This is a genomic window from Nonomuraea rosea (genome assembly GCF_039539705.1).
Lineage (GTDB): Bacteria > Actinomycetota > Actinomycetes > Streptosporangiales > Streptosporangiaceae > Nonomuraea > Nonomuraea rosea.
In genome coordinates, this window is sequence record NZ_BAABDQ010000027.1 from 79159 (window position 1) to 94069 (window position 14911).

Annotated in this window: 13 protein-coding genes; 10 read left to right on the plus strand and 3 right to left on the minus strand. The window is 71.1% G+C overall.

Annotation, left to right across the window (positions count from 1 at the left end):
- Nucleotides 1–267 precede the first annotated feature (267 nt).
- On the minus strand, nt 268–3297 hold the full coding sequence (locus tag ABEA43_RS43995; RefSeq protein WP_345571796.1) for a patatin-like protein: 3030 nt from the start codon (nt 3295–3297) through the stop codon (nt 268–270).
- A 209-nt stretch (nt 3298–3506) separates the two neighbouring features.
- On the opposite strand from ABEA43_RS43995, the gene ABEA43_RS44000 reads away from it, so the two are divergent.
- The 4 genes from ABEA43_RS44000 to ABEA43_RS44015 all read left to right on the plus strand — a co-directional run bounded on the left by ABEA43_RS44000 (nt 3507) and on the right by ABEA43_RS44015 (nt 8346).
- Nucleotides 3507–3629 carry a hypothetical protein gene (locus ABEA43_RS44000; protein WP_345571797.1) on the plus strand — a complete coding sequence of 41 codons (123 nt, stop codon included), beginning with the start codon at nt 3507–3509 and terminating at the stop codon, nt 3627–3629.
- Nucleotides 3630–3648: 19 nt separating this feature from the next.
- Entirely contained in the window at nt 3649–4980 is a 1332-nt protein-coding gene (locus tag ABEA43_RS44005) for a YcaO-like family protein (protein WP_345571798.1), read from the plus strand.
- Nucleotides 4981–5177: 197 nt separating this feature from the next.
- Nucleotides 5178–7211 (plus strand): NACHT domain-containing protein, encoded by a 2034-nt coding sequence (locus ABEA43_RS44010; protein ID WP_345571799.1) that lies wholly within the window; start codon nt 5178–5180, stop codon nt 7209–7211.
- A gap of 130 nt (nt 7212–7341) precedes the next feature.
- On the plus strand, nt 7342–8346 hold the full coding sequence (locus ABEA43_RS44015) for a DUF8094 domain-containing protein (protein ID WP_345571801.1): 1005 nt from the start codon (nt 7342–7344) through the stop codon (nt 8344–8346).
- Here the strand turns inward: ABEA43_RS44015 and ABEA43_RS44020 are convergent.
- Nucleotides 8341–8922 carry a helix-turn-helix domain-containing protein gene (locus ABEA43_RS44020; protein ID WP_345571804.1) on the minus strand — a complete coding sequence of 194 codons (582 nt, stop codon included), beginning with the start codon at nt 8920–8922 and terminating at the stop codon, nt 8341–8343. The two genes, ABEA43_RS44015 and ABEA43_RS44020, sit on opposite strands and share 6 nt — an antisense overlap.
- 251 nt (nt 8923–9173) lie before the next feature.
- Between ABEA43_RS44020 and ABEA43_RS44025 the strand changes: the two genes are divergently transcribed.
- The 6 genes from ABEA43_RS44025 to ABEA43_RS44050 all read left to right on the plus strand — a co-directional run bounded on the left by ABEA43_RS44025 (nt 9174) and on the right by ABEA43_RS44050 (nt 13665).
- Nucleotides 9174–10031, plus strand: coding sequence for a class I SAM-dependent methyltransferase (locus ABEA43_RS44025; RefSeq protein WP_345571806.1), 858 nt, complete (start codon nt 9174–9176; stop codon nt 10029–10031).
- A gap of 111 nt (nt 10032–10142) precedes the next feature.
- Nucleotides 10143–10265 (plus strand): hypothetical protein, encoded by a 123-nt coding sequence (locus ABEA43_RS44030; RefSeq protein ID WP_345571808.1) that lies wholly within the window; start codon nt 10143–10145, stop codon nt 10263–10265.
- A 13-nt stretch (nt 10266–10278) separates the two neighbouring features.
- The gene (locus ABEA43_RS44035) at nt 10279–10656 is read left to right on the plus strand and encodes a DUF2255 family protein (RefSeq protein ID WP_345571809.1); all 378 of its coding nucleotides are present in this window, start codon (nt 10279–10281) and stop codon (nt 10654–10656) included.
- A gap of 92 nt (nt 10657–10748) precedes the next feature.
- The gene (locus ABEA43_RS44040) at nt 10749–11753 is read left to right on the plus strand and encodes a LacI family DNA-binding transcriptional regulator (RefSeq protein WP_345571811.1); all 1005 of its coding nucleotides are present in this window, start codon (nt 10749–10751) and stop codon (nt 11751–11753) included.
- Nucleotides 11754–11799: 46 nt separating this feature from the next.
- Nucleotides 11800–13071 carry a glycoside hydrolase family 30 protein gene (locus ABEA43_RS44045; RefSeq protein WP_345571813.1) on the plus strand — a complete coding sequence of 424 codons (1272 nt, stop codon included), beginning with the start codon at nt 11800–11802 and terminating at the stop codon, nt 13069–13071.
- A 138-nt stretch (nt 13072–13209) separates the two neighbouring features.
- On the plus strand, nt 13210–13665 hold the full coding sequence (locus ABEA43_RS44050) for a carboxymuconolactone decarboxylase family protein (RefSeq protein ID WP_345571815.1): 456 nt from the start codon (nt 13210–13212) through the stop codon (nt 13663–13665).
- Nucleotides 13666–13742: 77 nt separating this feature from the next.
- On the opposite strand, the gene ABEA43_RS44055 is transcribed toward ABEA43_RS44050, so the two are convergent.
- The gene (locus ABEA43_RS44055) at nt 13743–14891 is read right to left on the minus strand and encodes a hypothetical protein (RefSeq protein ID WP_345571817.1); all 1149 of its coding nucleotides are present in this window, start codon (nt 14889–14891) and stop codon (nt 13743–13745) included.
- Nucleotides 14892–14911 lie beyond the last annotated feature (20 nt).

The following is a 14911-nucleotide window of genomic DNA, read 5'->3' on the forward strand; positions in this document are numbered from 1 at the left end:
GAACGCCACCTCGGAAAGGCCGTCCAGCCCATCGACTACCCTTCTCCGCAGGAGCTCAGCGGTTGAATCGGAGACCTTTGCCGATTCCTTTCCTGCGATTTCCTCACGCGCACATCCAGGCATTTCCCGGCAATGACTGAGCAATATCGCCACGGCCGCGTCGGCACGGACCCTCCGACTCGCTCGCCGCGCGCATCGCGCCGATGAGGCCGCGGAAAGTCCGACCACGCTCCGGTCGTCGCCACCTTCCAGTTCGACTGACCCGGGTCAGCGGCGTGGCCTGGCCCGCGCCACGAAGAGGCCGAGGCCGATGAGCAGGACGGCGATGCCGAGCTTCGCGAAGGGCTCCCAATCCTGGGCGCCCGGGCGATGCCAGGTCGCCCACGAGTAGAGCCCGACGGCCGCGAGGGCGATCACCGTACTGGCCAGCAGCCGGACGCCGACCTTGCGCGCCCCGTGGTCCGGCGCGCAGAGCGCGGCGCTGGTGGCGCCCGCGAGAACGAGCACGACGCCCGCCAGGATCAGGCCCAGGGGAACGCTGGGGAGCAGGACCACCATGGCGAGCAGCGTGCCGCCCGCGGCGATCGTGACGTCCATGACCCGCTTCGCGAAGTTGCCCTTGGTCGTCAGCGCCAGGACCATCGCCCAGACGATCAGGGTGTATCCGCGGAAGACCCGGAGGAGCGTGCCGACGACCCTGCTGCGCGAACGGGTTCCGAGCATGCTGGACGCGACGGCGGCCGTGTGCGTCGCCGTCTGGGCGAGCGTGTCGTCTCCGACCTCGTTGTGAATGCGCTGGCCGCCGATCCGTTCGGCGTCGTGCCAGCAGCTCCAGAGCTCGGCGGTGGACAGGGCGCGGTCGTCCGGCGTTCTGGCCTCGTACGCGCTGAGCCAGGTGCCGCTGTCCGCGGGCGGAGCCCCGATCTCCTTTCTGATCGCGTCCGCCAGCTCGGGGAGATCCTCCCGGAGTATGCGCGTGTGGATGCGCCTGGCGATCCGATCGGCGCAGGCGGCCAGCATCTTCGGCAGCGGCTTGTCCTGGTCGGCGGTGTCGGTCAGCTCCCGCAGGCACGCCTCTCGCGCGTTCGCCCACTCGTCGGCCAGGAACTCGTGGTCGCGATCCCCTTCCTCGGGGACGGCGACCTCCCTGATCACGTCGAGCAGCTGCGCGGGCGGGGTGCCGAGCTGGCGGATCCGCTCGGGTGCCAGCAGGATCCGTACGATGTGGCTCGCGCCGTCCAGACGGCCGTGCACCCAGTCGTTCATCCGCCAGGACGGACGGTAGAACGCGCCGAAGTGGTGCGCCTGCCTGCCGGTCAGGTGATCGGGGTCGCGAGAGGAGATCTGCACCAGCTCGACCTGCTGCTCGACCTCGCCGGTCGCCCCGCCGAAGGCCAGCTGGACCACGTCCAGGCGAAGCATCCGGTCCAGGACCTGTTCATCATCCGTGGCCTGGGCCAGGAGGTAGGTGTACAGGGCGGTGAGCCGGGCCGTCTCGTGCCCTGCCGGATCGAGGCGCGCGTTGGGGTTGCGGCAGACGCTCTCGATCGCGTGGGCGGAGGCGCGTAGCTGCCGGGCGAGCGCGGACGCGTGCTCGTACAGCCGCTGGGCGATCGGGACCTCGGAGGAGGGCCCAGAGGAGGGCCCAGAGGAGGGCCCGGTGACGGTCTTCCAGAGCGGGATGACGGCGGCCAGCCAGCCGTCGAGCTCTTCCTGATTGTGCGCTGGCGTGTTCGCCGGTCCGCGCCGTTCTGGGAGGGGGCCGACGCCGCGCGCGCTCCCGCGCGCGGCCGCCGACCAGAAGCCGTCGAGAGCGCGCCGGTCCGCGTAGATGCCGCTCAGTATGCGGTCGTGCAACGCCTGCAGCCCCGCCACGACCTCCTCTCGTACGCGCGAGTCGCTGGTGCTGAGCGGGGCCAGCCACACCGCGCGTTTCAGCACGTCCAGGCTCATGTTCCCCAGTCGCTGGACGGCGGTCGGACCCCACGCCCAGCCCGACGGGGGCAGGCGCAGCTCCTCCGCCAGGCTTTCGCTCTGCGGGACGAAGGACAGGCTCTGCTTGCCGCGCCGCATGGCCTCGACCAGCTCCCGCTCGCTCCAGCGCTGCTCGGTGGCCGTCTGACCGGCGAATATCAGCTCGGCGATGGTACGGGCGGCGTACTCGACGCGCACCTCGCGGTATCCGGCCCAGGCGGCTTCCGCCAGGTCGGCCGCCTGGCCGGTCATGGCGGCGGCGAGCTGGTCGCGGGCCCGGCGCCGGGACCCGGTGAGCTCGCTGCGGCAGCGGATCTCCTCCAGCTCGCGCGACACCGAGTCCGTCGAACGCAACCGGGTGAACACGTCGAGCACCACCTGGCGGGCGCTCGGGACCTGTTCCTGGTCCGACCGGCCGGCGGCGGTGTCGGAGCTTCGCTCGCTGGGCGTGGGGGACACGTAGGCGAGGATCCGGCGCACCTGCCGCTCGGCGGGCTGCCGGTAGATGGCTTCCAGCGCGGGGCGGAGCGGCTTGTTCAGCAGCACCCCGCCGTCCACGACGAACTGCGAGCAGGAGAAGTTGACCCGGCCCGCCGACGACGGCCACCGTCCGTCGGGCAGGTCGTCGGCCGGGTCCACCGTGACCCAATGAGGCTCGAACGCCCCGGGGAACGAGGACGTGCACCGGGCCGCCTTGGCGAGCTGCCCGATGACGCTCTCGTGATCGAGGTTCCCGCTGACCGCGCCGCCGTCGTCGCCGTTCGTGAAGCGGAAGGTGGCGTCGTAGTCCTGCTCGACGATGCTCGTTCCCATGTCGTCGGTGAAGGTGGAGAGTCGGCCGTCCCACAGCGTGCCGGTGAGGATGAGCTCCACCGGAGACGGCGGACCCTCCCCTGTCCTTTTCGTGGTGGAGTCGTAAATGGCGGTGAGGGATTCTTCGACCTTCTTGATGAAGTAGTCGTCACCCCGGAGCAGCGAGGGCGGGTTCTTGGTCAGCGGATGGCGCAGCAGCCGCTTCAGGTCGCCGTGCTCCTTCCACAGGTCGCGCATCCGTCCCAGGTCGCGCCGGCCGGCCAGGCCGAGAGCGAGGAACGCGCCGTTGAGCCCGCCTGCCGAGGTGCCGGCGATCACGTCGACGCGGGCGCTCGCCTTGAGCACGCGGTCGAGGATCAGGCGGTATTCCGGTGCGTTCTTCGCGGGCTGTGCCACGTGATGCAGCTCCAGCGTCACACCGCTGATCCAGATGGCCAGGCTGACACCGCCGTTCATGACGACGGCGATGCGGATATCTTGTTTGTCGATATCGGATACGTCGACATTCATTGGTGTCCCTCAGAAGCTTGACCACAGTATCGCCGGATCCGTTCTGATTATTCCCGGCCGAACGTCAACAACGTGCCAGGGCCATGCTGTGAGGTCGCCCGCTAATCTCTCGGTGAGGATAATGTGCCGCCAAGTCGTGGTAAGTCGGCTTTCTGGATGGATTGTTGCGGCCGAGTTATCATGGGGGTGAACGCCGAGAGGGGAACGCCATGGGAAATCTCGTGGACTACGTCACGGCCGAATCGCTCGACAAGGCGGCCCAGTGCCTGACCCAGGCCGAGCTCGACCGGCTGGCGGAGCTGTCTCCGAGAGCCGAGGATGGCGAGCGGTAGGCCGCGGCGCGATCCTGAGGTGGAGCGGGCGGTTCCGCTGGGGGAGGCCGCGAGGCAGGCGGTGACGACGCTGGCCGCGCTGGGCCTGCGGGCGGAGCTCGTGGACGCGGGTGGTGGCCGCGATCCGACCGCCTGGTGGTGCGGCTTGATCGGTGATGCAGGTGATGCAGGCGACACAGGTGGCGCGGAGAGCGCGGGCGGCGCGGGCGGCGCCCGGGTGGTCGCGTCCGGGATGGGGAAGGGACGGCCGGAGCAGGCGCGGGTGGGCGCGCTGTTCGAGGCCGTCGAGCACTATATGAGCGGCCCGGCCGGTTTTGACTCCACCGCCGTCGAACCGGTCGGGCCCCCCGTCATCGCCGCGGGCCCGCTGCGTGCGGACGCCTGCGCGGTGCTGCTGGACGGGATGCCCGGCCGGCGGATGGCCTGCCTGCGCTACCGCCCCCTCGGTGCGGGGTGCGAGCTGCTCCTGCCGTTGTTCCTCTGCGCTCCCTGGTACGTCGATACGGCGGACCTGCGTGATCTGGCCGGGGACGACTGCGATTACACCCACCTGAAGCGCTACAGCTGCAACAGCGGCTCGGCCGTCGGCGTCACCGTCGCCGAGGCGCTGCTGCACGCGCTCAACGAGGCGATCGAGCGGGACGCCCTGTCGCTGCTCCTGATCCGGGCGTTCCTCGGGAGCGGCGGCTTCCGGCCCAGGCTGATCGACCCCGGGACGCTTCCGCACGGTCCCGCGCGGGCGTACGCGATGGCCGAAGAGCTGACCGGGTCGCCGGTCCACCTGCTGGACATCACCAGCGACGCCGGAGTGCCGACGATGCTGGCGTACACCGCTCCTGCCGCGGGCCGGCCGCACCGGCGTGGCGCCGGAACGTCGCTGAGCCCGGTCCATGCCGCGTGGCGGGCACTGACCGAGCTCGTCCAGGCCGCGCTCGGCGAGCGCCTGTCGCACTCGGGCGGCCCCGCGCACGGCGATCTGGCCGGGCTGGCGCGGCACCCCGCGCTGTACGCGTGCGGGCGGTTCGATCTCACGGGCCTCCTGCGCGAGGCGCGGGTCGTCCCCTTCCCGCCGGTCGCCGAGGTTGGCGGGCCGCCCGGCCGCCAGGTGCGGGAGGTGGTCGCGCGGCTGGCCGCTCAGGGCCACGTGGCCTACCGGCGTACGGTGTGCGCCCTGCCCGGCGGGGTCACCGCGGTGCACGTGCTCGTGCCCACTCTGGAGCGGTTCGTCCTGGTCACGGATGGAAATCTGGTCATCCCCGGCCGCAGGGGGCAGGCCGCCGCGGCTGGCGCTCTCCCTGATTCTGGAAGCGTTTGCGGATCGATGTCGCGCAATGGGGGATCTCGTCAATGAGGAGCCCGACTTTTCCGTTTTATCGACCTTATGTGTGAAGTTTTCTGCCCCATTCTGATGGGCATCATGGGCACACTGGTTTTATGGCTGCACGATATTGGCGGCAGAATCGAAAAGGCTTGCTCTTTGCCGCGCTGGGTGTTCTGCTTGTGGTGCTTGCCGTGGTGCTCCCGCTCATGGCGCGAGGTTTGGGACAAGTGCTGGGCCCGACGATGGGCGCTGCCGCGGTCCTGGCGGCCGCGTGCAGCGCGATGACGCTGGGCAACGGCCTGATGCAGTTCCTGTCCTTCTGGCGCAAGCGCCGGACGCCCTCGGCCGCGCCGACCTCCGCCGACATCGGCACCGCGAAGGACATCCTCGCCGGCCTGGTGCGCCAGCAGTGGCGCGACGAGACGGCCCTGCGCTCACTGTGCGACCCCGAGCCCATGCCGCTGGCCTGGCGCTCGACCGAGCGCCGCGAGCTCGCCGACCATCCTGAGATCATCGCCAAGGGCAAGGTGGCTTTCCCCGGGTCCGAGGTGCACATCGCGGACATGGTGCGCAACTTCCGTGCTCTGCGGTGCCGCCGGCTGGTCATCCTGGGCGGTCCTGGCACCGGCAAGACGACGCTGGCCGTGCAACTGGTCCTCGAACTGCTGCGCACGCGGCAGCCGGAGGAGCCCGTACCGGTGCTGCTTTCAGCCGCGCGCTGGGACGACCGCGTACATCCGCGGCTGCAGGACTGGCTGGCCGACAGCCTCGCGCTGGACTATCCCGCGCTGCGCGCGGAGGGACTCGGCCGGGGTATCCCGCAGGCGCTCGTCGCACGCGGCGAGGTGCTGCCCGTCGTCGACGGGCTGGACGAGCTGCCCGAGCACGCCCGCGCGGACATGCTCGGCGCGCTGATCCGGTCGATGTGCGAGACGGACCAGCTCGTCCTCACCTGCCGTACGGCGCAGTTCGCCGAGTCCGTCCAGGAGCTCGGCGACGTCCTCACGGCGACGGCGGTCATCGAGCCACAGCCCATGTCACCCGCCGAGACGGCAGACTACCTGCGAGCCTGCCTTCCGCCCGTGCCGCACCCCGCCTGGCCCCGGATCCTGGACGCGCTGCACGCGGGCGAAGCCCCCGCACTCGCCGAGGTCACTTCGACGTCTCTGGGGCTGTGGCTGGTCCGCGCCACCTACATCGCGCCGCGGATGGACCCGACGCCGCTGGCGGAGCTCGGGCGGGGCAGTGCGGCCGACCTGCACGACCATCTGTGCGACCGGCTCATCCCGGCCCTGGTGAGCGCGCGGCCGCCCGCCGACGGCCCGGCCCAGCCCTTCCGTCCGCAGCACGCGTGGACCCCGGAGCAGGTCGGCCGCTGGCTCACGTACCTCTCCCGGCAGCTCATGGTGCGTGAGGAGGACCCCCGCGACATGGCGTGGTGGCATCTCGCCCGCTACACGCCGAGCCGCCCGGTCCGGATATGGACCGGTGTCGCGATCGGGGCGGTGGTCGGACTGGTCTTCACCCTGCTGACCAGGACGCCCCAGGCCGGCATGTGGATCGGGCTGCTGTCCGCGCTCCTGATCGTGATCATGATCGGCTCCTGGTTCACCGAGTCACCTGGCCACGCGAACTTCCAGGTGCGCGGCAGGCTCGTCCAGCTAATCGGCGTTCTCAGGGACGGGCTGATCGTCGGAGCCGTGGGGGCTCTCATCGGCTGGCTCACGGTCAAGCCGTTCTTCGGCCCGGGGGTGGCGCTGACGGCGGCGACGAAGATCGGCCTGCTGTCCGGCATCGGGTTCGTCGTGGTGCTCAGCCTGATCCGCTGGGTCGAGCACCCGGCCACCACCGCGACCGCGAGATCCCCGCGCTCGACGTGGCGGGCCGACAGGAACCTCACCATCATCCGGATCGTCAGCGGGCTCGTGGTCGGGCTCATGGGCGGGTTCATCGCGCAGGAGGCGCGTCTGAGCGCGACCGTGACGATCGTGGGCGGGCTGCTGCTGGGCCTGCTGTTCGGGCTCATGCTGGGCAGGCACCATGCCTGGCTGGCCTACAAGCTGACGGTTCCCCGCCTGGCCACCAAGGGGATGCTGCCGCTGCGGGCGATGGATTTCCTGGACGACGCCCACCGCCTGGGCCTGCTGCGCGCGGAGGGGCCGTACTACCAGTTCAGGCACGTCGAGCTGCAGCAGCACCTTGCGCGCGGCCGGCACCTGACGCCTGAGGAGGAGCCGCGGCAGCCGTCAGCGCTTTCGTGACCGGCCAGTTTTTCTGAGGCACCGGGACTCGCAAGCGCATCCGACCGACTCGGCATGGCTCCGGTCCGGGTTGAACCGCGGTGGGCGACGGCCCCGTACACGGTGGCAGTTTCACACCCCGGAGACAGCCATGACGATCAGACGTCAGTTATCCATCATGCTCGTCCTGCCCGTGGCCACCGCGTGTGGCCTGATCGAGCAGGCCGCGAACCCCTTCGCGGCCTCGCCGTCCCAGTCCTCCTCCGCGGCCCCGTCCCCGCAGAAGCGGGGGGTCGTGACGGTGGCGGAGGCCAGGAAGATCCTCCTGAGCTGGGACCGCGCGGAGAAGGAGGCGATGCGCCGGGGCGGTACGGACTGGTCGGCGGCCGAGTCCGGCCTCGTCGCGGAGATCCACCGAGCCGAGGTCCAGATGGACCGGCTGGAGGGGAAGAAGCCCGAAGTGCCGCAGGAGCGCATCATCAAGGCGCGCTACTTCATCCCCCGGGCGGGCTCGGGCACTCCGTGGTTCCTGGTCGACTACACCCGCGCGGCCGCGGATTACCGGCGGCTGCAGGCCGTCTTCGCCAAGACCCGGGCGGGCTGGCGCGTGGTGGCCGAGTCGGTGACCGTGAGCAAAGTGCCCACCCCGGCGCGGGACCGCGACGGCTTCGCCGTGACGGTCGCCCCGGACGACAAGTCGCGGCTCACGATCTCGCCGCGGCAGCTCGCCCAGGCGCACGCGCGCCTGCTGGCCACGGGCGGCGACGACAAGCGCGCCCGTCGGCTCATCTTCCAGAACCTCTTCACCTGGTACGCCGGCTTCAGGAAGACCGAAAGGGAAAGCCTGCCGAGCAAGTGGGACCTGCGGCGGAACATGCGGGCCGCCCCCGAGATCTACGCCCTCCGCACGACCTCCGGCACCGCCCTCGTCTGGTACGGCGTCACGGAGGAGGACACCTACATCGCCGGCCCCGGCGCGCGAGCGATGACGTTCCCCCGGGAGGGGTTCGGCGACCAGCTGAGCAAGGGCAGGGCCTACCGTGAGCAGGCCGTCTACACGAGAGGCTCGCAGTACGTCGCCGTCATACCCAAGTCACCCGGCCAGACCAAGATCCGCTATGCGCGGTACGCCTACCTGGGCGTCACCGGATCATGAGTCGGTGGTCGTGGGCAGGTGGGTGCGTTCCCCGTTGTGGTCGAGGATGGTGAGGATCTCGACCGGACCCTCGTGGGCGCCGATGACGTGCGGGGTCATGGTGGAGAACTCGGCCGCGTCGCCCGTACGGACCAGGATGACGCGCTCGCCCAGGTGAAGCCGGGCCGTGCCGGACAGCACGGTGAACCAGTCGCGGCCCGGGTGCACCTTCAGGTTCGCGGCGTCGGTGGGATGGTCGGGGGTGATGCGGAGCTTCGCGACGGTCACGCCGTGGAGTGAGCGCTCGCGCGACAGGAGCCAGCTCGTCATCCCCGGGGCGCGGCACGCCTGCGGCCGGATCACCACGTCCTCGTCGTCCTCGGACTCGACGAGCTGGTCGAGCGTGGTGTCCAGGGCCCGGGCGATGGGGACGAGCTGGTCGAGGGCGATCCTGCGCCGGCCGGTCTCGATGCGGCTCAGGTTCGACGGGCTGAGGCGGCAGCGGGCGGCGAGGGCGTCCAGTGACCAGCCGCGGGCCAGCCGCAGGCTGCGGATGCGCTGCCTGATCACGCTGTCGAGGTCGAATTCTTGCGTCATAGGCAAGAGAGTATGTCGTAGGGGCATGGGGCGCTTAGCGTGGAGTCAGGGAACTGCACGCACACACTCATGCTCACGATGGCGACTCCCATCACGACGGATCCCACCAGGACGGGTCTCATCACGGCGACGGGCATCACGGCGGTGCTCACCACGGGGAACATCAGCATGGAGCCCATCAGCATGGGGCTCATGCGCACGAGCACCCCGACGATTCCGGGCTGGCGGACCTGCTGGACCTCGACGCGAAGGTGCTCGGCCCGTTCCTGGAGGAGGTGCTCGGGTGGCTCCGGGGGCACGCCCCGCACGAGCCGCGCAGGGTCGCGGACATGGGGGCCGGGACCGGCGCCGGCAGCCTGGCGCTGGCACGGCGCTTCCCGGCAGCCGAGATCATCGCGATCGACCGGTCGTCGGTGATGATCGACCGGGTCCGCGAGGCGGCGCGTGCGGAAGGGCTGGGCGATCGGCTGCGGGTCGCGGAGGCCGACCTGGACGCGGCCTGGCCGGCCATCGGCGCCCTCGACGTCGTGTGGGCCGCCTCGTCGCTGCACCACGTCGCCGACCCGGGGCGGGTGCTCCGCGACATCCACGCGGCGCTGAACCCGGGCGGCCTGCTGGCGGTCATCGAGATGGACGCGTTGCCCAGGTTCCTGCCCGACGACTTCGGCCTCGGCCGTCCCGGTCTGGAGGCCCGCTGCCACGAGGCGGCGGCGCAGGCAGGCTGGAACGCGCACCCTGACTGGGGACCTCACCTGGAGCAGGCCGGGTTCGAGCTGGCCGAGCAGCGCAGCTTCTCCATCGAGCCCAGCCCGTCGCCCACCCCGGCCGATGCGAGCGCACCGGGCCTGGCAGCGCCGGACTCCGTGGCGTCCGCTCCCGTGGCGCCGGGCTCCGGGGCTTCCGGTTCCGTGCCGTCGGCCGTCGCGCGGTATGCGTATGCCGTGTTGAGCGGGTTTCGTGCCGCACTCCACGACCGGCTGGACGCCACCGACCTCGGCACGCTCGACCGCCTGCTGGCGGAGGACTCTCCCGACGGTCTCCTGAACCGCCGCGACCTGACGCTACGGGGCACCCGGACCGTCTGGGCGGCCCGCAGGCCGAGCGCCTGACGCCGTACATGTCCGGCGACGCGGCCGAAAGGAGCCACCCCGAGCCGCGCACCTGAGCATGACGCGGCGTTCGCGCAAAGGTCCGCCATCGGCCGCTTGACCTGCGGTTTCATGGGTAATGAGGGACGCGAGAGCAGCCGCCGGGGCGTCAGCGCGGCCACCGAGCCCGCCCCGTTCGGCCCCGCGCACGCCGCCGTGGACGAACGCCGCGCCATCAAGGTGCCGCAGCCGTGAGAAGGAGAGAGCGATGAGCACATGGACGAGCGACGAGCTCGGCAAGATCGAGACAGCCGACGAGCTGCAGATCGCGCCCCGCGACGGCGACGGCCGCCCGCGCAGGCCGGTGCCGATCTGGGTCGTCCGCGACGGCGACGACCTGTACGTCCGCTCCTACCGCGGACCCGACGGCGCGTGGTTCCGTGCCGCCGTGTCCGGCCACGAAGGCCACATCAGGGCCGGTGGCGTCGACAAGGACGTCACCTTCGCCGAGGAGCGCGACCCGCAGCTCAACGAGCGGGTCGACGCCGCCTACCGCAGCAAGTACGGCCGCTACAGCGCCGACTACGTCGACCCCATGGTGGCCGAGCCGGCACGGGAGACCACGCTCAAGCTCGTGCCGCGCTGACCGTAGGTGATCGGTCACTTTGAGTCGGCTCCCTGCCACCGGGCAAGGACTAGGCTGTCTCGCAACGAGCGCGCGAAGCGGAAGGAGGCCCCGTGGACCAGGCCGGGACGCCGCGCGTCACGATCCACGAGGTCGCCCGCCGGGCCGGCGTCTCCCACCAGACCGTGTCCCGATATTTCCGCCACAACGCCGGACTGAAGCCGGAGACCCGCAAGAAGATCGACCTGGTGGTCCAGGAGCTCAACTACCGGCCCAACCTGGTCGCGCGTTCCATGCGCACGCGCCGGACGAACCGGCTGGCGATCGCCATGCCCGCCTCCACCTACATGTGGCCGGTCCGCCTGCTCGGCGCCGCCTCCGCGGCCGCGCACGCCGAGGGCTTCCAGCTGGAGGTCGTCAGCGTCGACGGCGACGCGGACGTCAGGGCGGAGCGCGTCCTGGAGCTGGCCGGCTCCGGGCAGGTGGAGGGCATCTTGTCGCTGACGCCCCTCGACCTCGATCCGGCGGCCTCGCCGGTCCCCGTCGTCGTCACGGGTGACTACGACGACAAACTGCGGGGCACGAACGAGCTCGCCGACGCCTCCCCGATCCGCGAGATCATCGGACACCTCGCGTCGCTGGGCCACCAGGTCTTCTTCCACATCGCCGGCGCGCAGACGTTCCCCTCCGCCCGCAACCGCCGGCTCCTCTACGAGCAGACGATCAAAGACCGCGGGCTCACCTCGTACGGCGTCGCGGCCGAGAGCTGGCGACCCCAGTCCGGCTACGACGCGGTGCGCGGCCTGCCCGAGGACAGCGGCGTGACCGCGATCGTCGCCGCGAACGACCGCCTGGCCATGGGCGCCGTACGCGGCGCGCTGTCGCGCGGGTGGGGCGTTCCCGGTGACGTCAGCGTGTTCGGCTGGGACGACGAGGAGCTGGGGCGCTTCGCCACCCCCTCGCTGTCCACGGTCGCCGTCGACCGGGAGGTCCAGGGGCGGGAGGCCATGGCCAGGCTCATCGCGGAGGTTCGTGGCGAGCCCGCGCCGCAGCCGGCCGCGCGATCGATCAACCGGGTCATCGTCCGTGAGACGGTGGGCCCACCCCCGTCCGCGTGAGGACCGCCCGGCAGCGGTCCGAGACCACCTGCTCGGAGCTCCAGTGATGAATGAACCACCGGTGATCAGGATCGACGATGGAGTGCGGCATCAGACGATCGACGGGTTCGGGGTCTCCACGGCGTTCCGGCGCAACGAGCTGATCAGGGCTCTGCCGGAGGACGTGCAGCGGGAGATCCTCGACCTGTGGTTCAGCCGCGAGAAGGGCGCCGGGCTCAGCATCCTGCGCCTGGGCATCGGCTCGGCCCCGGCGGGCAGCCCGTACGACGAGATGGTGTCGATCCAGCCGGAAGACCCGGGCGGCCCGGACGCCCCGCCCCGCTATGTCTGGGACGGCGATGACAACAGCCAGGTCTGGATGGCCAGGGCCGCGCGGGAATACGGCGTCAGGCGCTTCCTCGCCGTCGCCTGGAGCGCGCCCGGCTACATGAAGGACACCGGCCGGGAGCGCAACGGCGGCAGGCTGAAGCCGGAATGGCAGCGCGCCTACGCGGACTACCTGGTGCAATACACGAGGTTCTACGCGCAGGAGGGCATCGAGATCACCGACCTGGCGTTCGCGAACGAGCCCGACTGGACGGCCCCGCACGCCTCCATGCGCTTCACCCCCGAAGAGGCCGTCCAGTTCGTCAAGGTGCTCGGCCCCGTCGCCTCCGGGGTGCGGCTGGTGTGCTGCGAGTCGCTCGGCTGGACCGAGGCCAAGGCGTACACGGCCGCGATCGAGGCCGACGCCGCGGCCCGCCGCTGGGTGAAGGTCTTCACGGGGCACAGCTACGCCACGCCCGTGGACTCGCCGCTGCCCACGAAACGGCCGACGTGGATGTCCGAATGGCACCCCAACGGCCTCACCTGGAACACGAGCTGGTACGACGGCAGCGGCTCCGACGGCTTCACCATCGCCGCGGCCGTGCACGACGCGCTCACCCTCGGCAACGTCTCCGGTTACGTCTACTGGCTGGGCGCCTCGGTGGGGAACACCAGGGCGCTGCTGCTGATCGACGAGGAGGCCAAGACCTACCACGTCTCCAAGCGGCTGTGGGCGCTGGCCGCGTACAGCAGGTTCATCAGGCCCGGCGCGGTCCGGCTCGAAGCGGTGTCCGCCAGGCCCGCGCTGAAGGTGTCCGCGTTCCGCAATCCCGACGGCTCCCGCGTCGTCGAAGTCCTCAACACCGGCGTGGACCTCGTCACTTGGGAAGGGCTGGGCGGCGCCGTCACGGCCTACCTGACGAGCGAGGACGAGTCGCTCGGCGTCGTTCCCGTGGCAGGCGGGGCGGTGCCGCTCCCGCCGCGCGCGCTGACGACGATCATCCTGCGCTAGGCCGCCGGCCGCTCCCTGACGGTCGAACCGGGGTGGGCGATGACGCGTATCCCCATCCAGTGCTGGGTCTTCAACGAGCGAGATGAGAGCCACGACATGTCTATCGACACGATTGCCACTCGGATTGCCATCAGGAATGTGACCCCGGATGTCTCCAGCGCGATGAGCGCCCTGCACGAGGCCGCCCTGGCCGCGGCGCAGGCGGCGGACATCGAGCCGGAGCTGCTCCAGCTGATCAGGATCCGCGCGTCCCAGATCAACGGCTGCTCCCTCTCGCTCGATCAGCACACGCGGGGCGCGCGGGCCATGGGCGACAGTGAGGAGCGCATCCGCGAGGTGCGGGTCTGGCGTACCAGCAAGTTGTTCAGCCCCAGGGAGCGGGCCGCGTTGTCGCTGACGGAGGCGATCACCTTGGTCTTCGCGGGTCAGGTCCCGAACGCGGTGTACACCGAGGCGGCGAGCCTGTTCGCGGAGACCCAGCTCGCCGCGTTGATCTGGGCCGCGACGGTGATCAACGCGCACAACCGCATCGCGGTCACCACCCGCCTGGAGGGCAGCGGCGCGCCGCCGACCGCGGCCGCCCGCCGCGGCTGAGCCCCGGCAGCCCGCCGTCAGGCCGGGGCCGTCGGCCCCGCCTTGAACGGCGTGCCCACCGTGACCGCCGTCCCGGCCTAACGGCGGTCGCGGTGGGCGCGCACCTCGTCCAGGATGGCCTTGGCGGCCTGCTGCTCCGCCTGTTCCGGCTGCGTCGTCCCGATGACCTGCTCGGCCAGCTGTTCCGCGGTGGCCGCGTGCCCGGGCTCGCCCGTGCACTGGAAGACCGCCAGGTGCGCCAGGCTCAGGTCCAGGGTGCGTTCGATCCGGTTGTGATCGTCTTCCGGCGTGGCCTCCCACGCCTGCCGGGCCATGCCGAGCGCGATGCCCAGGTCGTTGGGATCCCCGCGAAGGTGGTATCTGGCCAGGGTCGCCTGCTGCAGCAGGCCCAGCCGGGAGGCGGCGACGGAGCCGATCTCGTCGCCGGCGGTGGCCGTCACGGCGTCGGTCAGCATGGTCATGGCCTCGTCCAGGTCGGCCTCGTCCTGGGCCACCCCGTAGCGGAAGAGCAGTGCCCGGCCCAGGTTCGAGCGGAACATCGGCCAGTCCTGGTGCCCGGCCGGCAAGGCTCCCGCGGCCGTCCTGATCACCTCGATCCCGTCGTCGAGGTCCCGCCGGTCGCCGCTCACCGCGAAACGGAACTGCAGCAGGCCGCCGAGCTGGGAGGACCTGCCGGGATACCACTCGTGATCGTCCGGGGTCCCGTGCACCGCCTCCGCCATGGTGGCCACGGCGTCCTCCAGGTCCTCGACGGCCCCGGTACGGCTCCACCGCGCCTCCCTCGCCTGGGCGGCGATCACCAGATAGCGCAGCTCGTCCACGGTCACCGGGTCGCTGACGCCGTACCGGATGCGGGCCACGAGATCGTCGAGCACGGCCAGGGGCGCGCCGAGCAGCGCCATCACCAGGTGTTCCACCGGCGGCAGCTCGGGCGCCGGCTGCGGCGGGCGCTCCGCGGCCCGCCGGACGGCCTCGACCTCGTCCGCGTCGGCGTGGGACAACAGCTCGTCGTCGCCGTCCTCGTCAGCAGGGCTGACCAGGTGCCTGGCGTGGCGCAGGAGGCCGACCGCCGCCAGGGCGTCGGGCGGCCCGTCGGCGGCGGCCAGCAACGCCGCCGCGTCCCGCAGCCCGGCCGGATCGCACAGATCCCGCGTGTCGCTCGTACGGGTGAACCATTCGATCCGCCGCCGCACCGACTCCAGCAGTTCTTCCGCTGCCACCGCCATGCCGTAATTATCAGAACTCG